Consider the following 23,214-nt stretch of genomic DNA (forward strand, 5'->3'; position numbering starts at 1 on the left):
GTCGCTAGTTGGCGTCGTCAGTGCGGCGTGACCCAGCCGTTGCCGGTGGCGTCGCCAAGCTGGCCCTGGCCGTAGGGGCCGCTGCTCTGATACGCGCTGCCGAAGCGCGAGAGGTCGCTGCCGGTGACGGCGTCGCGATGCACGTTGGCCTCGTGGTCCGGGTCCGGCCCGTGATTCAGTTCCATCGACGGTGCGTCCTGGTAGCCGGGCGGCAGGCTACGGCGTCCCTTGACCGTCATCTGGTCGCCGCTGCGGGCCTCGACGCCTTCCTCATGACCGGATGAAGACGTCTGGGGGGTCGACTCGTCCGCCGGCGCCGCCATGGCGGAGGCGCCGACCAGGCAGAGGCCGGCCACCACTGTCACCAGGCCTGTGCGAAGCATGGCCATCATGCGTAATCCTTCTGTTCGCTCTGCATCCAGCATGTCATGCGCGGGGTGCCGCGTTAAGGCACCGTGACGCACGTCGTCCATGCACCATATGGGAGATATGTCGGCGATCCCGCGAAAATGCGAGGTGGAAGACGCGCTTCGGCGCCATTCGCGCGGCACGGCAGCCATTCGCGCATGATCCCTTTGCGTCGGGTAGGGTTTTTCGACATAAAGACTGCCCCCTGTATGAAAGTCCGGCCGACGGGGCGCGGGCAAGGGGGAAAATGGCGGCTGACGGCGGACAGGATGCCGCGGCCGGATAGCCAGAGGAAATTAGGATCCGACCATGAGTGCGATGCACACACACGACAGTTCTTCCCGGCAGGCCTGGACGCCGGAGAGCTGGCGGTCGTTTCCCATCCGACAGGTGCCGGAATATCCCGACGCGGCGGCGCTGCACGCGGTCGAGGAGCGGCTGCGCCGCTATCCGCCCCTGGTCTTCGCGGGCGAGGCCCGGCGGCTGAAGGCCAATCTGGCGCTGGCGGCCAAGGGGAAGGCGTTCGTCCTGCAAGGCGGGGCATGCGCCGAAAGCTTCGGTGAATTCACCGCCGACATCGTCCGCGACACCTTCCGCGTGCTGCTGCAGATGGCGGTGGTGCTGACGTTCGGCGCGAAGGTCCCGGTCGTGAAGATCGGCCGCATGGCCGGCCAGTACGCCAAGCCCCGCTCGTCGGACATGGAGACCGTCGGGGGCGTCACCCTGCCGTCCTACCGGGGCGACATCGTCAATGGCCCGGACTTCACCGCGGCGGCCCGGATCCCCGATCCGGCGCGCATGGAAACCGGCTATTTCCAGTCGGCCGGGGTGATGAACCTGCTGCGCGCCTTCGCCGGCGGCGGCTACGCCAACCTGCACCAGGTCCATCGCTGGAACCTCGGCTTCGTCGAGCGTTCGCCGCTGGCCAAGCAGTACGGCGTCCTGGCCGAACGGATCGACGAGACGCTGGCCTTCATGGCGGCCTGCGGCCTGACCGGCGCCACGACGCGCCAGATGGACGAGACCGAATTCTACACCTCGCACGAGGCGCTGCTGCTGCCGTACGAGCAGGCGCTGACCCGCATCGATTCGACGTCGGGCGAATGGTACGACTGCTCGGCCCATTTCGTGTGGATCGGCGATCGCACCCGCCAGCCGGACGGCGCGCATGTCGAATTCCTGCGCGGCGTACGCAACCCGATCGGCATCAAGGTCGGCCCCTCCACCACGATCGCGGACCTGGAGCGCCTGCTGGACATCCTCAATCCGCAGGACGAGGCCGGCCGGATCTCGCTGATCTCGCGCATGGGGGCCGAGGGGGTGCAGAAGCACCTGCCGCCGCTGCTGCGGCAGGTGATGGCGTCCGGGCGGACGGTCACGTGGTTGTGCGATCCGATGCACGGCAACACGATTTCGACCGTCAACAAGATCAAGACCCGGTCGTTCGAGGCCATTCTGTCCGAGATTCGCGGGTTTTTCGATGTGTTCGAGGCCGAGGGCGCGTTCCCCGGCGGCGTGCATGTCGAGATGACCGGGCAGAACGTCACCGAGTGCGTGGGGGGGGCCCACCGCTTGACGGAAGCCGATCTTGGTGAGCGCTATGAAACCTTCTGCGACCCCCGCCTGAATGCGGAGCAATCGCTGGAAATGGCATTCCTGCTGGCCGAGGAGCTGACGGCGCGCCTGCGCGGCACGCCGGCGACGGGGGGCATGGAGGCCGCATAAAAATCCACGGAGGAACGATGTCCGCAGCAGATACCGGTACGGGCTGGCCCGCCGCAGGCGCCTTCGGGCCGGCCCAGGCCCTGGATGACGGGACGATCCGCGCGCGGACTGACGCCTATTTCAACCGGACGCGGGACATCGTGACCCGCTTCGGCGACCGGCAGGTGACCTACGCCCTGTTCATCCGCCGTCCGGTCATCTCCGCCCCCCGGCTGATGACCGAATGGCTGGACGGCGTGGCCCGCGCCCGCGGGGTCGTGCTGTCCTACGACATCATGTTCCCCGAAGGCGCCTGGGTCGGCGCGGGCGAGCCGCTGGTCTACATCACCGGCTCGTTCGTCGCCCTGGCGGATCTGGAAACGCTGCTGTTGCAGAAGCTGGGTCCGCCCTGCGTCGCCGCGCTCAATGCCTACCAGATGGCGATGGCGCTGCCGGGCGCGCGGTTCATGGCGATGGAGGCCCGTCATTGCGCGGGCTTCGAGATGCAGGAACAGATGGCCTATGCCGCCGCGGTGGGCAGCCGGGCGGCGCAGCGCGAGGGCGCGCTGGGCTTCATCGGCGGCGCCAACGACGCGACGGCGGGTTTTTTCGGCGACGGACGGGGCCTGGGCACCATGCCGCACGCCCTGGTCGGCTATGCCGGTTCCACCCTGCGCGCGGCCGAGATGTTCCATTCGACCTATCCCGAGGCCGACCTTGTGGTGCTGGTCGATTATTTCGGGCGGGAAATCACCGATGCGCTGGAGGTCTGCCGGGCCTTTCCGGACCTGGCCGCCGCCGGGCGCATCGGCGTGCGGCTGGACACGCATGGCGGGCGCTTCCTGGAAGGGCTGGACCCGCAGTTGTCCTACGCGGCGCTGGAGCGCAATACGCCCGGCACCATCCGCCGCTATCGCTCGGAGACCGAACTGCGCCACCTGGTGGGCACGGGCGTGTCGGCCGCCGCCATCTGGCGCATGCGCGAGGCGCTGGACGAGGGCGGCTTCCCCAAGGTACGCATCATCGTCTCGTCCGGCTTCAGCGTGGAAAAATGCCTGGCCATGGCCGATGCCCACGCGCCGATCGACCTGGTCGGGACGGGGTCGTTCATCCCCGACCGCTGGTCCGAGACCTATGCCACCGCCGATATCGTGTCCTACGACGGCGACGCGCGGGTGAAGGTCGGGCGCGAATTTCTGCTGCGTAAGGCGCGCGACCGGGCGGTTCCGGCGCGCAACAGCGCATCGTGACACGGAAACGGAAGGTCTGCCTTTGACGGAATCCCTTTTTGCGCCCGAGGGCGGCTGGCGGGTCAGGATCCTGGACCTGTCCGGCGGGGCCGAGGACAATATCGTCGAGGAAGTCGGCGGCTTCCCCGACCTGATCCATGCCAACGCCTTCGCCCGCGCCTATGTGCGCGACAGCGTCGAACGCTGCCGCGTGCCCGGTGCGTCGCCGCGCGACGTGCTGTCGGCCTGGTTCGCCTTCGGCGAGGATGCCGAGGTGCTCGAATCCGGGGAAAACGGCTGGCGTTCGGCGAACGAACTGGACGATTTCACCGCCCATGCGGCATCGGAGATGGAACGCGACTGGCGCGCGCTCGACCCCCGCCGCGATCAGGACGACGAGCCGGAGGAATAGTCCCGCGCCGCGTCGCGCATGGCTGGTCTTTCGGCCGGCGCCGACGCATATAAGGCGGCATGAAACTCCGTTTTGCGCCCAGCCCGACGGGCCTGATCCATGTTGGCAATGCCCGGCAGGCCATTGCCAACGCCCTGTTCGCCCGCCGCCACGGCGGGACCTTCCTGCTGCGTATCGACGATACCGACCGCGACCGCTCGCGCGAGGAGTATGTCGAGGCCCTGCGTACCGACCTGGCGTGGCTGGGACTCGACTGGGACGAATACGTCCGGCAATCCGACCGGCTGGACCGCTACGCGCTGGCGATCGAACGGCTGAAGGCCTCGGGCCGGCTGTATCCGTGTTTCGAGAGCGAGCAGGAACTGGCCGCCAAGCGCGAGGCCCGGATTCGCATGCGTAAGCCCCCGATCTATGACCGGGCGATGCTGCGCATGACGCCGGAACAGCGCGCGCAGGCCGAGGCGAACGGCAAGGTGCCGTACTGGCGCTTCCGCCTGTCGGACAGCATCGTGGCGTGGAACGACCTGGTGATGGGGCGCTCGCAGGTCAAGCTGACGGCGATCTCGGACCCGGTTCTGGTGCGGGCCGACGGCACGGTGCTGTACACGCTGGCGTCGGTTGTCGACGATATCGAAACCGGCATCACCCATGTGGTGCGCGGCGAGGACCATGTGACCAATACCGGGGTGCAGATCGACATCGCCCAGGCGCTGGGGGCGCGGCCCGACCGCTTCGCGTTCGCGCATCTGCCGCTGTTGCTGGACGAGGGCGGGGGCAAGCTGTCGAAGCGGTTCGACGGGCTGTCGATCCGCGCCCTGCGCCAGGACGGGATCGAGCCCGAGGCCGTGGTGTCCTACCTGGCGCGGCTGGGCAGCGCGGACGACCCGGCGCCGCTGTCGATGGACGAACTGGCCGCCGGCTACGACCTGGGGCGGGTGTCGCGGTCGGCGGCGCGGTTCGACATGCGCCAGCTTCTGGCGCTGAACCGCAGGATCATGCACCAGACGCCCTTCGAGGCCGTGCGCGCCCGCCTGCCCGAGGGCGCGACCGAGGCCTTCTGGCTGGCCGTCAGGGGCAATGTCGACATGGTCTCGGAACTGCGCCACTGGTGGGACGTCGTCGCGGGCACGATCGTGCCCCCGGTTCTGGACGACGAGGGGGAGTATCTGCTGCGGGCCCTGGCGCTGCTGCCGGACGAGCCGTGGGACGCGCAGACCTGGAAGGGCTGGACGACGGCCCTGCGCGAAGCCACGGGCCGGACCGGCAAGGCGGTCTTCCACCCGCTGCGCGTGGCCCTGACCGGCGAGGAAAAGGGGCCGGAGATGCGCGACCTGCTTCCCCTGATGGGCCGTGCGCGCGTGGCCGCGCGCCTGCGGATCGCCGCGCGATGAGCGACGTGACGATCTGGCACAATCCGCGCTGCGGCACCTCGCGCAAGGTGCTCGACCTGCTGCGCGCCGAGGGGATCGAGCCTGCGATCGTCTTCTATCTCCAGACGCCGCCGGACCGGGCCACGTTGGCCGGCGTGATCGCGCGGGCCGGGCTTTCGGTCCGCGAGGCGATCCGCACCAAGGAGGCCGCCTATCGCGAACGGGGGCTGGGCGATCCGGCGCTGGACGATGCGGCAGTGCTGGATGCGATGCTGGCCGATCCGGTCCTGATCGAACGGCCGTTCGTGACGACCCCGCGCGGGGCACGGCTGTGCCGCCCGGCGGAGCGGGTGCGCGAGATCCTCTGACGCTCGGGCGGCGCGCCGGCGGGGTTCGTTATTTCGTTGTTTCCCGATGTGGCGCTGTGCTCATATCGAGCGTGCAATGGGGCGCAAGCGGGCAAAGGCAGTGCGGCAATCCTATCATTTCGTCGTCCTGCCGATCGGCACGCTGGGCGACTTTCTTCCGGCCGCCGGACTGGCCCGGGAACTGGCGGCGCGAGGACACGATGTCGACCTGATGGCCCAGGCGGCCTTCGCGTCGCATGCGCCGGGTGGGGGCGTCCGCTTCCGGACGTTCGGCCGGCAGGACGAGTACGAACGCGATATCGCCAATGTGCGCGTCCTGGACCGGCAACAGCCGGTTCTTTACGAATCCCTGATCGCGCCGACCATCCTGCCGCATCGCCAGGCGGTCGAAACCGCCGTCCGGACGGGAATGAAGCCGGTCGTCGTGCTGTCGGCGGTGCATGCGGTGGGCGCGCTATGGGCCGCCCGGTGCCTGGGCGCGCAGGCGATCGGCATGGTGACCACGCCGCCCTACATGGTCGGATACCAGACCCCCAACCCCGTGGCGGATTCGGTCATGCGCGCGGCGTTCCGCGGCTGCGGCCTGCCGGATCTGCCGCCGCCCGTCCATGACGGCGCGCGGCTGTTCTGGGGCGATTTCATCATGACCTACGACGCCTTCCTGGAATTGTTTCCCGCATGGCTGGAAACCGTTCCGATGCGGCGTGACGCGCGGCATATCCAGGGCACGTTTCCTGGTGGCAGCAGCGATACCGCCGTTCCGGAAATCGAGGCGTTCGCGCTGGATGGGCCGGCGCCATGGATCTTCTTCCCCGGGTCGTCGGGCATGCTCAATGTCGTCTGCCGCGATTTTCGCAGCGTGGTTGCCGAATACGCGCGCCTTTCGGGCCGGCGCTGCATCCTGATCGACCGGACGCTGGACGTGCCGTTCCAGTCGATGGCGGACAATCTGGTGGCCACCCCCTGCACGGACATGAACCGCCTGCTGCCGCTGGCGCGCGGCGTCCTGCACCATGGCGGGATCGGCATCATGTCGCAGTCCCTGGCCGCCGGCCTGCCGCAGGTCGTCGTGCCCGTGGGGTTCGACCAGCCGGCGAATGCCCAGTGGCTGGAGGACAGGGGCGTGGCCGTCACGACCATGCCGGCGGCGCTGTCCGCGTCGCATCTGCTCGACCTGGTGGCCGAAGCCGAAGCCCTGGCGCCAGGACCGGCGCGCGACCTGGCCCGGCGCCTGAAGCGCGAGGGCGGAACGGGCGGCCTGGCCGAGATGCTGCTGGACCGCCTGGACGGGCATGTGCCCGCGTCCGGACTGGTACGGAGCGTGGCGTGACCGGGGCGGGTGCGCTTGTTCCGTCCCATGCCGGACAATTGCCGCTGACCATGCGGGACCGGGCCCTGCTGCCGCGATTCTATACCCGCTTCGGCCCCTCGGGATCGACGTCGCACACCAACCTGGTCTACGGCACCGTGATCCGGGGCGAGGTCGATGTGGACGCCCTGCGGTCCGCCGTCGGCCGGGTGGTCGAGGCCAACCCCGAATTGCGGGCCTTCTATTCCGGCCCGGACCAGGACCCGGCGAAATATTGCGCGTCGCCCGACGTGCCCTTCCATTTCGAGGATTGTCGCGCCGACGGAGCCGCGTTCAAGGCGGCGGTGCGCGCGGCGATCGCCTATCCGTTCAGCCTGACGGACTACCCGCTGATCCGCGTGACGCTGGTGCGCCGCGCGCCCGCGCGCTTCGTCTTCATCCTGTGCGCGCATCACCTGGCGGTCGATGGATGGTCGATCGTGATGTTCCTGCGGGCGATTTCCCGGCTGTACAAGTCGGACGGTCCGGCATCGCGGCCCGCTGTCAACGTGCCGGACTATCTGCGGGACCGTCAGGCCTACCTGGACTCCGACGCCGCCGCCGCCGATACCGCCCGGGCGCTGGCCTGGCTGACCCCGGCGATCCCGGCCCTGCGTCCGACGCAGCCGACGCTGTTTCCGTCGCCCGAGGAAGTCCATCGCCTGGTCCGCCTGGACCGGCAGGCGGTCCGGCAGGCCTGCCAGGTGCTGGGCCTGAGCGTGACCGAGGTGCATCGCGTCCTGTTCGTGCTGGTCCAGCATGCGCTGACCGGACTGGACGAACTGGGCTTCAGCGAGTCGCATCCCAACCGGCCGCCAGAAGGGCTGGGCCTGTATGGCTTCCTGTCCGACGACCATCTGGTCCGCGTGACCATCCGGCCCGGCGACACCGTGCGGGATCTGGTCAATGCCGTGAACCGGGGGCTGGATCATGCCCGGGAGTACGAGGGTCTGCCGGCGGCGACCTTGCTGCGGCGGCTGTATGACGGGCCGCCGCTGCCGCGATTCCATTTCAACCCGTTCGGGGTCGGCGCGAACGCGCTGCGCCTGGGCGGCCTGTCCATCCGCCATTTCAAGACGATGAAAGCCTTCGCGCTGACGGACCTGACCTTCGTGTCCCTGAACGCGGATTTCGCCTTCATCGCCATGGCGCGGCCCGAGGTCGACGGCTTCGACATCGACGCGGTGGCCGCCTGTGTACGGCGGGCGCTGGCGCTGTTGGCCGATCCCACGCGCCCGCTGTCCCACGGGTGGCTACGTTCAGGCTGGGCGGCCTGACCGCGCTTTATCCCTTCGACTGGCGGGATCTGCGTCCGCGCGCCAGTTCGGTGACTACGCCGTGCAGGGTACGCAGTTCCTGCTCGGTCACCTCGCCACGGGTGAAGAAGTGGCGCAGGTTGCGGACCATGCCGGCGCGTTTCTGTTCATTACGCAGGAAACCGCACTCATCCAGATCGTCGATCAGATGGCGCATGAAATTGTCCAGCTCGCCCTTGGTGGCCACATGGGTTTCGTTGGTCATCAGCGTGCGGGGCGGGGTGGCGTCGGCGGCCATCCACCATTCATAGGCCATAATCATGACCGCCTGCGCCAGGTTCAGCGACATGAAGGCGGGATTGAGCGGATAGCGGATCAACGCGTCCGCCCGCGCCATGTCCTCATTGTCCAGGCCGGCCCGCTCGGGGCCGAACAGCAGGCCGGTCCGCAATCCACGCAGGCTGGCCTGCCGCAGTTCGGCGGCGCCGCCCCGTGCGGTCAGCACGGTCTTGACGATGTGGCGGGGACGCGGGCAGGTGGCAAGGACATGGTGCAGGTCGGCGATGGCGTCATCCACGCTGTCGTGCACCGTGGCGGCCTCGAGGATGCGGTCGGCGCCCGATGCCGAACGCCAGGCCCGCTCCTGCGGCCATCCGTCGCGCGGAGCCACCAGGCGCAGGTGGAACAGGCCGCCATTGGCCATCGCGCGCGCCGTGGTGCCGATATTCTCGGCCATCTGCGGGCGGACCAGGATGACGACCGGGCTGTTGCCGATGGGCGCGATGTCGGCGCCGCCGTCACGGCCGGTCATGCGCGCCTCCAGCTTGTGCCCGTCGGGCCGTCTTCCAGTATGATGCCCCGGTCCGCCAGTTCGGCGCGGATGGCGTCCGCGCGGGCGAAGTCGCGGGCCTTGCGGGCCGCCAGCCGGTCGGCGATCAGCGCGTCGATGGCGGCGGCATCGACGTCCGCGCCGGCGCGGAACCATGCGTCCGGTGTCTGCTGCAGCAGGCCGATCATCCGGCCCGCCGCGCGCAGTCCGGTGGCGGCCTCGGCGTCACCGGCCAGCGCGCGGTCGGCCAGCGCATGCATTTCGGCCAGCGCGCGGGGGGTGTTCAAATCGTCGCACAGGGCCGCCAGGACGGGTTCCGGCACCGCGCCTTCGGCATCGGCCGGGGCGTCGCCCAGCGCGCGATAGAACCGGTCCAGCGTCTGTTTCGCCTCCGTCAGCCCGGCCCGTGTGAAATTCAGGACCGAGCGGTACTGGGCGTGCAGCAGCAGCAGGCGCAGCGCCTCGGCCGGCGTGTCGCGCAGCACGTCGCGGACGGTCAGGAAATTGCCCAGCGACTTGGACATCTTTTCCCCGTCCACCAGCAGCATGGCGTTATGCACCCAGTGGTTGGCGAAGCGTCCGTTTGGAAAGCAGCATCGGCTCTGCGCCAGTTCGTTCTCGTGATGCGGGAACAGCAGGTCGGACCCGCCGCCGTGGATGTCGAAACTCTCGCCCAGATAGCGGTGCGACATCGCCGAGCATTCGATATGCCAGCCGGGGCGGCCGCGTCCCCACGGGCTTTCCCAGCCGGGCAGGCCGGGTTCCGAGGGCTTCCACAGCACGAAATCACCGGCATCGCGCTTGTAGGGGGCGACTTCGACGCGGGCGCCGGCCAGCAGGTCGTCCGGGCTGCGGCCCGACAGCGCGCCGTAGGCGGCGAAGCTTGCGACCGCGAACAGCACATGGCCCTGGGCCTCGTAGGCGTGGCCGCCGGCGATCAGGCGCGCGATCATGTCCAGCATTTCGCCGATATGGTGCGTGGCGCGAGGCTCGACATCGGGGGGCAATATCCCGACGGCGGCCAGGTCTTCGTGAAAATCGCGGATGGTGCGCGCGGTCAGGGCGTCGATCGGCTCGCCGTTCTCGCGGGCGCGGGCGTTGATCTTGTCATCGACGTCGGTGATGTTACGCACGTAGGTCACGCGCGGATACAGGTGGCGCAGCACCCGCACCAGGACGTCGGCCGTCACCATGGCCCGCAAATTGCCGATATGCGCCAGGTCGTAGACCGTCGGCCCGCAGAAATACACCCGCACATTCCCCGGATCGAGGGGGACGAACGGAACGATCTTGCGGCTTCTGCTGTCATGCAGGCTCAGGTGCGGCATCGTATCGGACATGATGGCGCCTAGATGCGACACCGGCGGGGCGGACGCAACACCCTTGTTCGCGCGGGGCGGCGCGACGCGCGGAATGGGGGCCTTTCCGGCCCATGCGCGGACCCCTCGTCTGGTCATCCGGTGCCCGATCTGCTTTGGATGCCCGCATGCTTGTTCCGCTCTCCCCCCCGTCCGAAATCCGCCTGCTGCTGCGTATCGCCGGGCCGGTCGCCCTGGCGCAGATCGCCCAGATGGTCATGGGGGTGACCGACAGCGTTCTGCTGGGGGGCCTGGGCGCCGACGCGCTGGCGGTCGGCGGCCTGTCCACCACCTTGTTCTTCACCGTCCTCGCCGTGCTCCAGGCGATGCTGGGCGCGGGCGGCGTGCTGATCGCCCAGGCGGTCGGGCGGGGCGACATGGAGGATATCGCGCCCATCCATACGATGCTGCTGGTGCTGGCGCTTCTGCTGTGTGTGCCTTGCCTGTTCATCCTGGTCCAGGCCGGGCCGTTGCTGCGCCTGATGCACGAACCGGGCTCGGTCGTCGGGCCGGTCACGGCGTTCGTGCACATCCTGATGTGGGGGGTGCCCCCGGCGCTGCTGGGGACCGGTGTCGTCAATGTCGTGCTGCCGGCGATCGACGCGCAGGGCATCCTGCTGCGGGTCATGCCGGTCGTCGCCCTGGCGAACGGCCTGCTGAACGCCGCGCTGATCCATGGCCTGTGGGGGCTGCCGCGCCTGGGGCTGACAGGTTCGGCGCTGGCGACGGTCCTGACGATGTGGGGGGCGGCGCTGGTGCTGCTGGGCATCGTGCATGGGCGGCCGCATCTGCGCGGCATGCTGTGGCCATGGCGCCTCCGGCCGGGGACGATGCGGCTTCTGCTGCGTCTCGGCCTGCCGATGATGGCGGCGGCGGGGGCCGAAATGATGCTGTTCGAGATCACGAGCCTGCAGGCCGCCCTGTTCGGCACCCATGCCCTGGCGGCCCATCAGGTCATACTGAGCGTGACGTCCATGACCTACATGGCGACCATGGCGCTGGGGCAGGCGGCCAATGTCCGCGTCGCCTTCTGGACCGGCGCGGGCCAGTCGGCGCCGGCGCGGCATGCGGCGCGGGTGGCGGTCGGGACCGGCATGCTGGTGATGGGCACGGTGGGCTGCCTGATCTACCTGTTTCGTGCCCGGATCGTGGGTTTCTACCTGGACCCGGCCGCCGCCGCCAACCACGAGAGCATCGAAATCGCGATGACCGGCCTGCTGGTGGCGGCGATCCTGCAGGTGGCCGACGGAACGCAGGCGGTGCTGGGCGGCGTGCTGCGCGGGCGGGGGGACGCCGTGGTGCCGATGGTGCTGGCGATCGCCGGCTACTGGGGGGTGGGTTTTCCCCTGGGGTGGTGGCTGGCGTTCCATGGGGCGATGGGCGTCACCGGATTATGGAGCGGCATCGCCGTCGCCCTGGTCGCGGTGTCGCTGATGCTGGGGGGACGGGCGCTATGGTCGCTGGGCGATCGCTGGACGGGCGTCGGGGGGGCCGTTACGCCCGACGCGCCGGCATCTGGGCCATGAGGTCGTAATCGCACCGGTACAGGGCGCGGATACGTCGCTCCTGCTCCTGGGTCGGGTTCTGCCGCTGCCGGGGGCCTGCGTTCAGGAAAGGGAAGTGAACGTCCTCCAGGCCCGGTATGATGCGGGCCACCTGCCCGAGATCGTGCAGCGATATCAGGTGATCGACCGCGACGCGGCCGTTCCGGTCGGTGACGTACCAGGATTGCGGACGAAAGAAATGGTCCATCTGGTAAGGGCTTCGTGCCCGTTCGACATGGGTCAGCGCATCGTCCAGCGATTTGAAGCCCATATACAGCGCCCGGAACGGGGCGGCGACCAGCCGGTGCGCTCCGCCGCCGTATCGGGCGAAGGTGAAGGCCGAGACGAAACGGTCCACCGGGTCGCGCAGGATCGCGAAACTGGGCAGGACGCGGGCCAGATCCGGCGCCGCGTGCAGGTAGGACCGCATGCTCTCGTGCCGCAATTCGCGCCCGTACAACGCGACCGAGACCGAGGTGCCGGCGTTCTTCGGCACATGGATGAACAGGACGCCCCGCCGGCGGATCGTATCCAGCCGCCCCCTGCGTTTGGCGCCCGCCGGCAGGCGGACGCCCAGATCGACGGCGCGTTCGTGCAGGTCGCCGGCCAGGCGCAGGCCCAGCGGTCGCACCAGCCGTTCGGCCAACCCGTGGGTTGAACGATCGCGCGATATGTAATGTGACTGGACAACATCCATGTTCGGGGTCCCCCGCAGGGCGCCAGCGCGCCGGTACCGGGACACCCTTACGACCGGCGTGCGGGGTGGAACAGCCACCCGGAGACCACCGAAATTCTATATTACCAGATGCTTACAGTTCGTTACCCGACCCCGGACGATCCGAGGCCTTATCGCGTCTCGACGCCGATCTGCTTGATGTCGTGGAAGGCCAGGTCGGGGTTCATCTCGGTCGTCCGGCGCATCATGAACGCCGAGCTGGCCAGCAGGACCGGATCGCCGTCGATGTCGTCGGCCATGGCCGAGCGGTTGGCGGCGGCGAAAAGTTCCAGCTTCGTCCGGTCGCCGGTGACCCAGCGGGCCAGGGAGTAGGGGGTCGATTCGAAACCGATCGCAACGCCATATTCGCCGCCCAGCCGCGCCTGAAGCACGTCCAACTGCAGGGTGCCGACCACGCCCACGATCGGCGGCGCGCCGTCCTGCGGGCGAAACAGCTGCACCACGCCTTCCTCGGCCAGTTCGGTCAGGGCCTGCCGCAGCTTCTTGGCCTTCATCGCGTCATCCAGGCGGACGCGGCGCAGGATTTCCGGCGCGAAATACGGCACCCCGGTAAAGCGCAGGTCCTCGCCCTCGGTCAGGGTGTCGCCGATACGCAGCGTGCCATGGTTGGGAATGCCGACCACGTCGCCGGCAAAGGCTTCCTCGGCCAACTGCCGGTCGCGGGCGAAGAAGAACTGCGGGGTATGCAGGGCGAACTGCTTGCCGATACGCACATGCTTCAGCCGCATCCCACGCTCCAGCCGGCCCGAGCAGATGCGCGCGAAGGCCATGCGGTCGCGATGGTTGGGGTCCATGTTGGCCTGGATCTTGAAGACCAGCGCCGTCAGGCCGGTTTCGTCGGCGCGCACGACGCGGCTTTCGGTCGCCTGGTCGCGGGGCGGCGGCCCGAAGGCCACCAGCGCGTCCAGCAGGTCGGTCACGCCGATTTCCTTCATCGCGCTGCCGAAGAAGACGGGGGTCAGGTGCCCGGCATTGAAGCTGTCACGGTCGAATTCCGGCAGGGCGGCCTCGACCAGTTCCAGATCCTCGCCCAGTTGGACCATGCGCGGGTCGGATTGTTCCAGCGGCGCGGGAACATGCAGACTGCGCGAGCGCAGGTCGTAGGTGCCGACGAAATTGGCCGCCCGGCCGACCGGCCATGTCGCCGGCGCGGTGTCCAGAGCCAGCGCCGAGGAAATCTCGTCCAGCAGGGTAAAGGGGTCCTGCGCCTCGCGGTCCATCTTGTTGATGAAGGTGACGATGGGAATGTCACGCAGGCGGCAGATCTCGAACAGCTTGCGCGTCCGGTCCTCGATCCCCTTGGCGGCGTCGATGACCATGACCGCCGAATCGACCGCCGTCAGGGTGCGGTAGGTATCTTCCGAGAAATCCTCGTGGCCCGGCGTGTCCAGCAGGTTGAAGATGCAGCCGCCGTATTCGAACGTCATCACCGAGGTCACGACCGAAATGCCGCGATCGCGTTCGATGCCCATCCAGTCCGACCGGGTGCGGCGGCGTTCGCCCTTGGCGCGGACATTGCCCGCAAGCTGGATGGCGCCGCCCGCGCGCAGGATGCGTTCGGTCAGCGTCGTCTTGCCCGCGTCGGGATGCGAGATGATGGCGAACGTCCGCCGCCGGGCGATCTCCCGGGAGATGGTGGCGGCGAGGGCGGTGGCGGGCTCGGCGTTCACGGGCAGGTCCATTTATGCGGCGGTGACGGCGGGGTCCTTAGAGGCTGTTTTAAAATTCGCCCTGTGGGCGATCCGACGCGTTTTTTCTGCGCTTCGCTGCTCATGGCCATCAAGGCCATTCCGCTGTGATGCTCGAAAAATCACGCCGGACGTGCCGCTGCGCGGCACTCTCGCTCCACAGAACGAATTTTAAAACAGCCTCTAAAACACGGACGCCGGGCGCGGAGGATCTCCCCCGCGCCCGGCGCCACGATTGTCCGTTTCCGGACCGGGATCAGCGCGAGTAGAACTCGATGACCAGGTTCGGTTCCATCTGAACCGGATAGGGAACGTCCGACAGCTTCGGCGCGCGCAGGAAGCGGCCCTTCATCTGGCGGTGGTCGACTTCCATATATTCCGGCACGTCGCGCTCGCCGCTCTGCGAGGCGTCGAGGATGATGGCGAGCTGCTTGGACTTCTCGCGGACCTCGATCACGTCGTCATCGCGGACGATGTAGGACGGGATGTTCACCTTGCGGCCGTTGACCGTGATGTGGCCATGGCTGACGAACTGGCGGGCGGCGAACGGCGTCATCGCGAACTTCAGGCGATAGACCACCGCGTCCAGCCGGCGCTCCAGCAGGTCGATCAGGTTCTCGGAGGTGTCGCCCTTGCGGCGGACGGCCTCGTCGTAATACTTGCGGAACTGCTTCTCGCTGATGTTGCCGTAGTAGCCCTTCAGCTTCTGCTTGGCCATCAGCTGCACCGAGAAGTCGGACGGCTTCTGCTTGCGGCGCTGGCCATGCTGGCCGGGGCCGTATTCGCGCTTGTTGACCGGGGACTTCGCACGGCCCCACAGGTTCACGCCAAGGCGGCGATTGATTTTGTACTTGCTCTCGAGGCGCTTGCTCATCGCGCGCTGTCTTCCATATTCGACATGACATATCGACGGCCCGGGGGCCGCGTCATCGTCACATATTGCACCGGTAGGCCCTGTTCCGCATGAACAAGGCGGGCGCGACCCGTATTACCGGCGCCGGGGAGCAACACCCGTTGGCGCCGGCCGGATCGTCCACGTTCCCGGCAATGCGGGGGCGTATAGGCGCAAGCAGCCGGGCCTGTCAATCATGGGCGCCCGCGGCCGCCGCTGAGTCCGGCCGGCAGGCATGGCCGATACGTTGCGAATGCCGATGTCGCCGGCGGCGATCGTCTCTTATAGTTCCATCCGTTCATCAAGGAAAACAAGGAGAACCCATGGCTACTCCGTTCACGCAGCGTTGGGGACTGTTCGTCCTGCTGGGGCTGGTTTCCATCGCGCTGGGCATCGTCGCGTGGGTCGATGCGATTTCCGTCACGCTGGCCAGCACGGTCATCATCGGCATCCTGCTGGTCATCGCCGGCGCAGCGCAGCTGTTCCACGCTTTCGCCGTGCGCGACTGGGGGGGATTCGCCCTGTCGCTTCTGGGCGGGCTGCTCTACGTCGCCGGCGGCGTCCTGCTGATGAAGGAGCCGGTCAGCGGGTCCATCGTGCTGACGGTGTTCATATCGGTCTGCCTGATCGTGTCCGGGACCATGCGGATGATTATCGCGGCGCGCCACAGCGAACTGAACGGATGGTGGATCGTCCTGGGCGGCGGCCTTATCAGCCTGCTGGTCGGGGTGTGCCTGTACCTGACCTTGCCGTGGTCGGGGCTGTGGCTGATCGGCACATTCATCGCGGTGGAACTGATCGCGGCGGGCATCGGCTGGATCCAGTTCGGCCTGGCCCTGCGGCAGTCGAACGTCCTGTCGGGGCCGCCCGCGATCTGACAGTGGTCGTCAGGCTGCCGTCATGACGGCAGCCCCAGCCGGCGGCGCAGTTCGGGGGCCGTCAGGTCGGCCTCGAATCCCGGCGTGCCGGGTTGGAACAGGCGCGCCGCCGACAGCGGACCGGCCGCGACGGGATCGAACCCCGCGTCGCGGATCAGGCCCGCGACACTGCGGGTCGCGGCCGGATCGTCGCCGGCGAAGGGAATGCCCAGCAACGGCGGCGTGCGGTGCGCCTCGGCGTCGATCGTGCTCATGTCCTCGGAGTTGAAGGCCCGCACGACATGCGCGCCGGGAAAGAACGATTGGGTGGTGACGCCCGCGCCCTGTTCGCGCGCCTGGCGCGCCACGTCCCCGTCGCGCCAGGGGTAGGGGTTGCAGGCGTCGATGACGATTTTCCCTGCAAGCACGCCATGCAGCGCCGCGCCGATCGCCGGCAGCGCGCCATAGGGAACCGCCAGCAGCACCACGTCCCCGAACCGGGCCGCCTGGTCCGGGGTGCCGGCCTGGGCCAGCGGCCCCAGTCCGGCGGCGACCGACCGGGCCTCTGCGATGTCGCGGGCCGAGAACATGACCGGATGTCCTGCCCGGATCCACAGGCCGCCCAGCGTGCCGCCGACATGTCCGGCGCCGATCGTGCCGATCCGCAGGGGGGCGTCGGCATGCGACGCGGTGGGGATGAACAGGGCGGACAACGCGCCCAGAACGGTACGGCGTCGAAGGGCTGGATTATGCTCGGTCATCTCATGCGTCAGGTCTGGTGCCACAAGGCGGGAAGGGAGCCCGCGGCCCCGGTGACCGGGTCGCTGGCGGGGAAGGGAACATGGTTCATCCGGGCCAGGGCATCGGGCGGCAGGGGGCCGCGTTGCAGGTCGAAATCCTGGCCGGGCGGATAGGCCCCGACCACCAGGAACGTATCGTCGGAACCCAGATTGCGATGCCCCGTGCCGGCGGGCAGGACGACGACATCGCCCGCGCTGACATCGACGATGCGGCCCCCCGGCCCGCCCAGCATCAGGCGGGCCGAACCCGAGGCGACGCCCAGCACTTCGTGCGCCGTGGAATGATAATGGTGGAAACGATAGACGCCCCAGCGCCATCGGGGCGGCCATCCGTTTGCGGTGAACAGGTCCTCGAACCCCGCCGCCGGGTCGTCGGGGCGCAGGGCGACCGCATTGCGGTAGTACAGCACCGGCAGATGGTCGTTGTTCGGAACCCAGTCGTTGCGCGGCAGCATGAACGAGTCGATGTCGTGCCCGCCGGTTCGACCGGCGGCCTGGGCCTGGCGACCTGTCAGGGACAGGCCCAGGCCGGCCAGCAGGCTCTGGAAGGCGCGTCGGGATACGGTCATGTCCGTTCTCCTGCAACGGCGAGGGGCAGGGCGGGCAGTATGTCCGTGCGGTTCGGATGCCGGCCAGTGAAAACCAGTTTAAGATCGTTTCACGCGCGTCAGGGGGGCAGCCTGGACACGATCCTGTCACCCTGGCGGGAAAATATATATTCCGGCCTTTTCGTATCGACCGCGCGACGGCTATGCAGAATTATGGAAATCGAGGGTTTTCAGGGGGGATAGCGCATGCCCGAAATCGTGAATCCGCCGCAGCAGGCCCCGGTGAGGGACATATTCCAACTGATGGGGGCGATTTTGTTCGTGATCGTCATGCTGGGCGTCGGCTGGCACGCCGCCCATTTTTCGGGTGTCTGGCCGACCTGATGACGCCAGGAACCGGCGGGCCGGACCGGTTCAGGCGGCGTTGGACGGCAGCACGGCCGCGATCGCGTCCCGTTCGGCGGTCGACAGGGGACGCGCGGCGGCGGCCACATTGGCCAGCACCTGCGCGGGCCGGGTGGCGCCGGCGATGACCGACCCCACCAGATCGTGCGCCAGCAGCCATCCGAACGCCAGTTCGGTCAGGGTCCGGCCGTGCGTGTCGGCGACGGCGGCCAGCCCCTCCAGCAGCGTCCAGTTCGCGTCGGTCAGGTAGCGGTCGCGCAGATAGGTCCATGCGCCGAGGCGGCTGCCTTCGGGAAGGGGGGTGTCGCGGCGGTATTTGCCGGTCAGCACGCCGCTGGCCAGCGGGAAATAGGGCAGCAGGCCCAGCCCGAAATGCCGCATCGCCGGGATCAGGGCGCGTTCGGCGCCGCGTGCCAGCAGCGACAGTTCGTCCTGACAGGAAATGAAACCGGCCAGCCCGGCCGCCCGCGCCACATGCTGTGCATCGGCGACCTGCCAGGCCGGGAAGTTGGAGCATCCGGCATACAGCACCTTGCCGTCGCGGATTAGATCGTCCAGCGCGCGCAGCGTCTCCTCGATCGGGGTTGCCGGGTCGGGGGTGTGGACCTGGTAGAGGTCGATGCGGTCGGTACGCAAACGTCGCAGGCTGGCCTCGACGGCGTCGCGGATGTAGCGGCGGGAGGCGCCCTGCCTGCGGCCTTCGGCATCCATCGGCATGCCGAATTTCGTCGCCAGCACGATATCGTTGCGGCGCGGCCCCAGGATGGCGCCCAGCGCCTCCTCCGACGCGCCGTAATGGGCTTCGCGCCGGCCATACACATCGGCCACGTCGAACAGCGTGATGCCGCTGTCCAGCGCCTGATGCACCACCGCGCGGGAGTCTTCGAGGTCGATGCGGCCGCCCAGATTGTTGCAGCCCAGCCCGACGGCCGAGACGATCAGGCCGGAGCGGCCAAGGTGACGCTGTTCCATCCCGTAATGTCCTTTCAGGTCACGACCTTACGGCATCGCCAGGCGGACCGACACCGGGCAATGGTCGGATAGACGCCATGCCTGGGCCGGGTCCCGCTGGTCATAGGTCAGGACCCGCAGGCTACCGGGTTGCAGCCAGTTTCGTGCCGTGTTGCCCAGCAGCAGATGGTCGATGAAATAGGCGCCACCCCAGCAGGGGGTGGCCCGTCCCGCCGTCACCAGGGTCAGCGGGCCGTCGTCCTGCAAGGCGCGCATGAAGGGATCGGCCGGGGTCAGTTCGCGATTGAAATCGCCCATGACCGCGAACGGCACCCCCTCGTCCTGCCGTTCCGTGATCCAGTCGCGCAGGACGGCCATCTGCCGGTCCAGGGCCCGGCAGGCCGGTCGCCGGTCGCCCGGCGGGGCGTCGCGGCACCCGGCCTTCAGATGGACGACCAGAATGCGGAGGCTGGCCGTGCCGTCCCCGATCGTGACGTCCACGCCGGCGCGCAAATGGTGTGGCGCATCGGGGGGATAGACGTCCAGCGTCGCAAGATCGGGATGACGTTCGATCGTCAGGCCGGATGCGACGGCCATGCCGCTGTGCTGCACCACATGGTCGCCGGCCATCACGATCCGGTAGCGCCCAGGGGGGAACAGCTTTGCTGCCAGCGGGGCGGAATCCACTTCCTCGAACCCGACCAGGTCGGCGTCCAGGCGTGTCGCATAGGCCGCAAGCCGGCGCAGGTCGTCCGGGTCGCGGGGGCGCACGTCGGGCGGCAGGGCGGGGTCGCCCGCCGGACGGTCGGTCAGCCAGTCCAGGTTCCAGGTCGAGATCTTGATCGTCCGGCATTGGGCCGCCGGAACGGCCCAGAACGCCGGCATCCCCGCGCAGAGAAGCAGGGCGCGGACGAGCCGGCGCACGATCGGCCCGGATTACGCCGCCGGCGCGGGGTCGTCGGGCGTGCCGCGCAGCCGGGCGATGGCTTCGTCGACATGGATGGTGTGGCGGGTGGTTTCGTCCAGGACGGCGACTTCGCCGCTGGCGATGTCGTAGAACCAGCCCTGCAGGATCAGTTCGTTGCGTGCCAGCGCCGCCGCCACGGCCGGATGCGTACGCAGGTGCGCGATCTGGAGCAGGACGTTCTGCTCGGCCAGGCTCCGCACGGATTCGGGGCCGGCGTCGGTCGCCCGCAGCGCGCCGGCAACCGCGCGCGCGGCTTCGGCATTACGCAGCCACGATGCCACGGTGGGCATCCTGGTCAGCTTGGCCGGATCGTCCAGCAGCGCCTTCATCGCACCGCAGTCGGAATGGCCGCAGACGATGATGTGCGACACGCCCAGCGCCAGCACCGCATATTCGATGGCCGACGACACGCCGCCCAGCATTTCGCCGTAGGCGGGAACGATGTTGCCGATATTGCGCAGCACGAACAGGTCACCCGGCTGCGTCTGGGTAATCATGCTGGGATTCACGCGGCTGTCGGCGCAGGCGATGAACAGCGTGTTGGGGGATTGCTGGCCGGCCAGTTCGGCGAACAGCTCGCGATTCTGCGGAAAGACCTCGGAATTGAATTTTTCCACGCCCTGCAGAAGCTCGATCAGTGTCGTCTTGGCTTTGGTGTCGGCCATGGGTGTCCCTGTATTCCGAGGTGAGAACCATGCCCCTCCAGCCTCCAGGACAGGTGGGGCGGTGGCATGATCCGTGCCTTGTAAGACTAGCACGTTAACGGATGGCGAAAATACGGAGTTCCACCAGATCCGTCCCAGGACATACTATGTCAGTGACGCGACGCGATTTGAAAGACGGCCGTCATGACCCGCCCCCCGAAAAGAAGGGGGCGGGGCATGTGGGTCAGGCCGTGGGCAGCGCCCGCAGGGCCGCGCGAACGGCCTCCAGGCCCGCTTCGGCCTGGGCGATGTCGGGGCCGCCGGCCTGCGCCATGTCGCGACGTCCGCCGCCGCCCTTGCCGCCCATGGCGGCGCTGGCCAGGCGGACCAGTTCGACCGCGTCCAGGCGTTCGGTCAGGTCGCCCGTCACCGCCACCACCAGGCTGCCCTTGCCGTCGGCGGTGGAGACCAGCGCCACGACGCCGGAGCCGACCTGCTTGCGCAGGGCGTCGGCCAGCGGCTTCAGTTCCCGGGCCGGCAGGTCGCCGACATTGCGGGCGATGAGGCCCACGCCGCCGATCGTCTCGGTCGCGCTGGCGCTGTCCCCCCCGCTGGCCAGCTTGCGCTGCAGGTCGGATACAAGGCGTTCCATCGCCTTGCGTTCTTCCAGGATCACCGCCAGGCGCTCCGGCGCCTCGGCCGCCGAGACGCGCAGCATCGCGGCCATCTGTTCCAGGCGCTGTTCGGTCGCCACGGCCGCCTGTTCGGCCGCCTTGCCGGTCACGGCCTCGATCCGGCGGATACCGGCCGACACGCCGCCTTCCGACGTGATGCGGAACAGGCCGATATCGCCGGTGCGGCCGACATGGGTGCCGCCGCACAGTTCGATGGACCAGGCCGGACGGTCGTCGTCGGGGGCGCCCATGAACACCACGCGGACCTCGTCGCCGTATTTCTCGCCGAACAGGGCCATGGCGCCCATGGCGACGGCTTCGTCCTGCGACATCGGGCGGGTGACGACGGGGCTGTTCTCGCGGATGCGGGCGTTGACCTCGGCCTCGATGTCCGCGATTTCCTCGGGCGTGATCGGCCGGGGCTGGCTGATGTCGAAGCGCAGGCGATCGGGCGCGTTCAGGCTGCCCTTCTGGGCGACATGCGTGCCCAGGCGGCGGCGCAGCGCCTCGTGCAGCAGGTGGGTGGCCGAATGGTGGGCGCGGATGGCGCTGCGGCGGTCATGGTCCACGGTCGCGGTGACGGCCTGCCCGACCCGGACCGTGCCCTCGATCACCGTACCGTAATGGACCATCAGGTCGCCCAGGCGCTTCTGCGTGTCGGTCACGGCGACGCGCAGGCCCGGCGCGGTAATCAGGCCGGTATCGCCCACCTGCCCGCCGCTTTCGCCATAGAACGGCGTCTGGTTCAGCAGCAGCGCGACCTCGGCGCCGGCCACGGCCTCGGTCACCGACAGGCCGCCGCTGACGATGGCCTGGATTTCGGCATCGGCCTGTTCGGTGGTGTAGCCCAGGAATTCGCTGGCGCCGAAGCGGTCGCGGGCCTCGAACCACGCGGTTTCGGTCGCAGTATCGCCCGAGCCCGACCAGGCGGCGCGCGCGCGCGCGCGCTGCACCTGCATCGCCTGGTCGAAGCCCGCGACATCGACCGCATGGCTGCTGCCGCGCAGGGCGTCCTGCGTCAGGTCCAGCGGGAAGCCGAACGTGTCGTACAGTTTGAACGCCACGTCGCCCGGCAGGGGCTGGCCGTCGCCCAGATGCGCGGTTTCGTCGGCCAGCAGCGCCAGCCCGCGATCGAGCATCGCCTTGAACCGTTCCTCCTCGCCGCGCATCGTCTCGCGGATCAGGGCCTCGGCCTGCACCAGTTCGGGGTAGGCGGCGCCCATCTGGCGGACCAGCGTGGGCACCAGCTTGTGGAACACCGTCTCGCGCGTGCCCATCATGTGCAGGTGACGCATGGCCCGGCGCATGATGCGGCGCAGGACGTAGCCGCGCCCGTCCTTGGCGGGCAGCACGCCGTCGGCGATCAGGAACGAGGTGGAGCGCAGATGGTCGGCGACCACGCGATGGCTGGACCGGAACGGCCCGTCCGGATCCTGCCCCGTCGCCTCGGCCGAGGCCAGGATCAGCGCGCGGAAGGTATCGGTGTCATAATTGTCGCGCTTGCCCTGCATGATCGCCGCGAAGCGCTCCAGCCCCATGCCGGTGTCGATCGACGGGCGGGGCAGGGGCGAACGCACGCCCGGCGGGTCCTCGAAGAACTGCATGAACACCAGGTTCCAGATCTCGACGAACCGGTCGCCGTCCTCGTCGGGCGAGCCGGGAGGGCCGCCGGGGACGTCGGGTCCATGGTCGTAGAAGATCTCGGAACACGGGCCGCAGGGGCCGGTGTCGCCCATGCGCCAGAAATTGTCGGACGTCGCGATGCGGATGATCCGATCGTCGGGCAGGCCGGCGATCTTGCGCCACAAGGCGGCCGCTTCCTCGTCATCGGCATAGACGGTGACCAGCAGCCTGTCGCGCGGCAGGCCGAAGTTGCGGGTAATCAGTGTCCAGGCATATTCGATCGCCTGCGCCTTGAAATAATCGCCGAACGAGAAATTGCCCATCATCTCGAAGAACGTGTGATGGCGGGCGGTGTAGCCGACATTGTCCAGGTCGTTATGTTTTCCGCCGGCCCGCACGACCTTCTGGGCGGTCGTGGCACGCGAATAGGGCCGGGTTTCCTGGCCGGTAAACACGTTCTTGAACTGGACCATTCCCGCATTGGTGAACAGCAGGGTCGGGTCGTTGCGCGGCACAAGAGAGGACGAGGGAACGATCTGATGACCGTTCGCCGCGAAATAGTCGAGAAAAGCCGCGCGGATATCGTTGGTTGTGGACATGGCG

22 protein-coding genes are annotated in these 23,214 nt (G+C 68.5%); 10 read left to right on the plus strand and 12 right to left on the minus strand.

Annotated features, from left to right (window positions below; genetic code table 11):
- Positions 1-17: 17 nt before the first annotated feature.
- Positions 18-389: a hypothetical protein gene (locus HLH21_RS00560; protein ID WP_182940463.1), complete on the minus strand. Its 372-nt coding sequence runs from the start codon at positions 387-389 to the stop codon at positions 18-20.
- A gap of 328 nt (positions 390-717) precedes the next feature.
- On the opposite strand from HLH21_RS00560, the gene HLH21_RS00565 reads away from it, so the two are divergent.
- From HLH21_RS00565 to HLH21_RS00595, 7 genes are all read left to right on the plus strand, one after another.
- Entirely contained in the window at positions 718-2,133 is a 1,416-nt protein-coding gene (locus tag HLH21_RS00565; protein WP_182940278.1) for a class II 3-deoxy-7-phosphoheptulonate synthase, read from the plus strand.
- A gap of 17 nt (positions 2,134-2,150) precedes the next feature.
- Positions 2,151-3,362, plus strand: a complete 1,212-nt coding sequence (locus tag HLH21_RS00570; RefSeq protein WP_182940279.1) for a nicotinate phosphoribosyltransferase — start codon at positions 2,151-2,153, stop codon at positions 3,360-3,362.
- 22 nt (positions 3,363-3,384) lie between these two features.
- Positions 3,385-3,753, plus strand: a complete 369-nt coding sequence (locus tag HLH21_RS00575; protein WP_182940280.1) for a hypothetical protein — start codon at positions 3,385-3,387, stop codon at positions 3,751-3,753.
- A gap of 59 nt (positions 3,754-3,812) precedes the next feature.
- A complete protein-coding gene (gene gltX / locus HLH21_RS00580; RefSeq protein ID WP_182940281.1) occupies positions 3,813-5,144 on the plus strand; it encodes a glutamate--tRNA ligase in 1,332 nt (443 codons plus the stop codon).
- Complete coding sequence (arsC, locus tag HLH21_RS00585; protein WP_182940282.1) at positions 5,141-5,491, plus strand: arsenate reductase (glutaredoxin); 351 nt, start codon at positions 5,141-5,143, stop codon at positions 5,489-5,491. The genes gltX and arsC overlap by 4 nt, the downstream gene beginning before the upstream one ends.
- Before the next feature lie 76 nt (positions 5,492-5,567).
- Positions 5,568-6,821, plus strand: a complete 1,254-nt coding sequence (locus tag HLH21_RS00590) for a glycosyltransferase (RefSeq protein ID WP_182940283.1) — start codon at positions 5,568-5,570, stop codon at positions 6,819-6,821.
- Positions 6,818-8,116 (plus strand): condensation domain-containing protein, encoded by a 1,299-nt coding sequence (locus HLH21_RS00595; protein ID WP_182940284.1) that lies wholly within the window; start codon positions 6,818-6,820, stop codon positions 8,114-8,116. Before HLH21_RS00590 ends, HLH21_RS00595 begins: the two co-directional genes overlap by 4 nt.
- 7 nt (positions 8,117-8,123) lie before the next feature.
- Here HLH21_RS00595 and HLH21_RS00600 read toward each other — a convergent pair whose 3' ends face one another.
- Together HLH21_RS00600 and cysS are read right to left on the minus strand one after the other, a co-directional pair.
- Entirely contained in the window at positions 8,124-8,906 is a 783-nt protein-coding gene (locus HLH21_RS00600) for an RNA methyltransferase (RefSeq protein ID WP_182940285.1), read from the minus strand.
- Positions 8,903-10,264: a cysteine--tRNA ligase gene (gene cysS, locus HLH21_RS00605; protein WP_182940464.1), complete on the minus strand. Its 1,362-nt coding sequence runs from the start codon at positions 10,262-10,264 to the stop codon at positions 8,903-8,905. The genes HLH21_RS00600 and cysS overlap by 4 nt, the downstream gene beginning before the upstream one ends.
- Positions 10,265-10,410: 146 nt before the next feature.
- On the opposite strand from cysS, the gene HLH21_RS00610 reads away from it, so the two are divergent.
- Positions 10,411-11,808: an MATE family efflux transporter gene (locus HLH21_RS00610; RefSeq protein WP_182940286.1), complete on the plus strand. Its 1,398-nt coding sequence runs from the start codon at positions 10,411-10,413 to the stop codon at positions 11,806-11,808.
- On the opposite strand, the gene HLH21_RS00615 is transcribed toward HLH21_RS00610, so the two are convergent.
- From HLH21_RS00615 to rpsD, 3 genes are all read right to left on the minus strand, one after another.
- Positions 11,777-12,523, minus strand: a complete 747-nt coding sequence (locus tag HLH21_RS00615) for a sulfotransferase family 2 domain-containing protein (RefSeq protein ID WP_182940287.1) — start codon at positions 12,521-12,523, stop codon at positions 11,777-11,779. The genes HLH21_RS00610 and HLH21_RS00615 overlap by 32 nt on opposite strands.
- A gap of 149 nt (positions 12,524-12,672) precedes the next feature.
- A complete protein-coding gene (locus HLH21_RS00620) occupies positions 12,673-14,244 on the minus strand; it encodes a peptide chain release factor 3 (RefSeq protein ID WP_182940288.1) in 1,572 nt (523 codons plus the stop codon).
- A 262-nt stretch (positions 14,245-14,506) separates the two neighbouring features.
- A complete protein-coding gene (rpsD, locus tag HLH21_RS00625; RefSeq protein ID WP_182940289.1) occupies positions 14,507-15,124 on the minus strand; it encodes a 30S ribosomal protein S4 in 618 nt (205 codons plus the stop codon).
- Positions 15,125-15,465: 341 nt separating this feature from the next.
- Between rpsD and HLH21_RS00630 the strand changes: the two genes are divergently transcribed.
- Complete coding sequence (locus HLH21_RS00630) at positions 15,466-16,020, plus strand: HdeD family acid-resistance protein (RefSeq protein ID WP_182940290.1); 555 nt, start codon at positions 15,466-15,468, stop codon at positions 16,018-16,020.
- A 20-nt stretch (positions 16,021-16,040) separates the two neighbouring features.
- On the opposite strand, the gene HLH21_RS00635 is transcribed toward HLH21_RS00630, so the two are convergent.
- Both HLH21_RS00635 and HLH21_RS00640 read right to left on the minus strand, forming a co-directional pair.
- The gene (locus HLH21_RS00635; protein ID WP_182940291.1) at positions 16,041-16,760 is read right to left on the minus strand and encodes an NADPH-dependent F420 reductase; all 720 of its coding nucleotides are present in this window, start codon (positions 16,758-16,760) and stop codon (positions 16,041-16,043) included.
- 8 nt (positions 16,761-16,768) lie between these two features.
- Complete coding sequence (locus HLH21_RS00640; RefSeq protein ID WP_182940292.1) at positions 16,769-17,368, minus strand: cupin domain-containing protein; 600 nt, start codon at positions 17,366-17,368, stop codon at positions 16,769-16,771.
- A 225-nt stretch (positions 17,369-17,593) separates the two neighbouring features.
- Between HLH21_RS00640 and HLH21_RS00645 the strand changes: the two genes are divergently transcribed.
- Positions 17,594-17,731, plus strand: a complete 138-nt coding sequence (locus HLH21_RS00645) for a hypothetical protein (protein ID WP_182940293.1) — start codon at positions 17,594-17,596, stop codon at positions 17,729-17,731.
- Positions 17,732-17,761: 30 nt separating this feature from the next.
- On the opposite strand, the gene HLH21_RS00650 is transcribed toward HLH21_RS00645, so the two are convergent.
- The 4 genes from HLH21_RS00650 to alaS form a co-directional block, all read right to left on the minus strand.
- Positions 17,762-18,724, minus strand: coding sequence for an aldo/keto reductase (locus HLH21_RS00650; RefSeq protein ID WP_182940294.1), 963 nt, complete (start codon positions 18,722-18,724; stop codon positions 17,762-17,764).
- 27 nt (positions 18,725-18,751) lie between these two features.
- A complete protein-coding gene (locus HLH21_RS00655) occupies positions 18,752-19,588 on the minus strand; it encodes an endonuclease/exonuclease/phosphatase family protein (RefSeq protein WP_182940465.1) in 837 nt (278 codons plus the stop codon).
- Between the two features lie 51 nt (positions 19,589-19,639).
- Entirely contained in the window at positions 19,640-20,335 is a 696-nt protein-coding gene (locus tag HLH21_RS00660) for a carbonic anhydrase (RefSeq protein WP_182940295.1), read from the minus strand.
- 223 nt (positions 20,336-20,558) lie between these two features.
- Entirely contained in the window at positions 20,559-23,210 is a 2,652-nt protein-coding gene (gene alaS / locus HLH21_RS00665) for an alanine--tRNA ligase (protein WP_182940296.1), read from the minus strand.
- Positions 23,211-23,214 lie beyond the last annotated feature (4 nt).

Source organism: Gluconacetobacter johannae (genome assembly GCF_014174305.1).
Classification (GTDB): Bacteria; Pseudomonadota; Alphaproteobacteria; order Acetobacterales; family Acetobacteraceae; genus Gluconacetobacter; species Gluconacetobacter johannae.

Coding starts and splice junctions, on each gene's coding strand:
- HLH21_RS00560 (WP_182940463.1), bottom strand. CDS start 389: ATGGCCATGCTTCGCACAGGCCTGGTGACAGTGGTGGCCGGCCTCTGC.
- HLH21_RS00565 (WP_182940278.1), top strand. CDS start 718: ATGAGTGCGATGCACACACACGACAGTTCTTCCCGGCAGGCCTGGACG.
- HLH21_RS00570 (WP_182940279.1), top strand. CDS start 2,151: ATGTCCGCAGCAGATACCGGTACGGGCTGGCCCGCCGCAGGCGCCTTC.
- gltX (WP_182940281.1), top strand. CDS start 3,813: ATGAAACTCCGTTTTGCGCCCAGCCCGACGGGCCTGATCCATGTTGGC.
- arsC (WP_182940282.1), top strand. CDS start 5,141: ATGAGCGACGTGACGATCTGGCACAATCCGCGCTGCGGCACCTCGCGC.
- HLH21_RS00590 (WP_182940283.1), top strand. CDS start 5,568: ATGGGGCGCAAGCGGGCAAAGGCAGTGCGGCAATCCTATCATTTCGTC.
- HLH21_RS00600 (WP_182940285.1), bottom strand. CDS start 8,906: ATGACCGGCCGTGACGGCGGCGCCGACATCGCGCCCATCGGCAACAGC.
- cysS (WP_182940464.1), bottom strand. CDS start 10,264: ATGTCCGATACGATGCCGCACCTGAGCCTGCATGACAGCAGAAGCCGC.
- HLH21_RS00610 (WP_182940286.1), top strand. CDS start 10,411: ATGCTTGTTCCGCTCTCCCCCCCGTCCGAAATCCGCCTGCTGCTGCGT.
- HLH21_RS00615 (WP_182940287.1), bottom strand. CDS start 12,523: ATGGATGTTGTCCAGTCACATTACATATCGCGCGATCGTTCAACCCAC.
- HLH21_RS00620 (WP_182940288.1), bottom strand. CDS start 14,244: ATGGACCTGCCCGTGAACGCCGAGCCCGCCACCGCCCTCGCCGCCACC.
- rpsD (WP_182940289.1), bottom strand. CDS start 15,124: ATGAGCAAGCGCCTCGAGAGCAAGTACAAAATCAATCGCCGCCTTGGC.
- HLH21_RS00630 (WP_182940290.1), top strand. CDS start 15,466: ATGGCTACTCCGTTCACGCAGCGTTGGGGACTGTTCGTCCTGCTGGGG.
- HLH21_RS00635 (WP_182940291.1), bottom strand. CDS start 16,760: ATGACCGAGCATAATCCAGCCCTTCGACGCCGTACCGTTCTGGGCGCG.
- HLH21_RS00640 (WP_182940292.1), bottom strand. CDS start 17,368: ATGACCGTATCCCGACGCGCCTTCCAGAGCCTGCTGGCCGGCCTGGGC.
- HLH21_RS00645 (WP_182940293.1), top strand. CDS start 17,594: ATGCCCGAAATCGTGAATCCGCCGCAGCAGGCCCCGGTGAGGGACATA.
- HLH21_RS00650 (WP_182940294.1), bottom strand. CDS start 18,724: ATGGAACAGCGTCACCTTGGCCGCTCCGGCCTGATCGTCTCGGCCGTC.
- HLH21_RS00655 (WP_182940465.1), bottom strand. CDS start 19,588: ATGCCGGCGTTCTGGGCCGTTCCGGCGGCCCAATGCCGGACGATCAAG.
- HLH21_RS00660 (WP_182940295.1), bottom strand. CDS start 20,335: ATGGCCGACACCAAAGCCAAGACGACACTGATCGAGCTTCTGCAGGGC.
- alaS (WP_182940296.1), bottom strand. CDS start 23,210: ATGTCCACAACCAACGATATCCGCGCGGCTTTTCTCGACTATTTCGCG.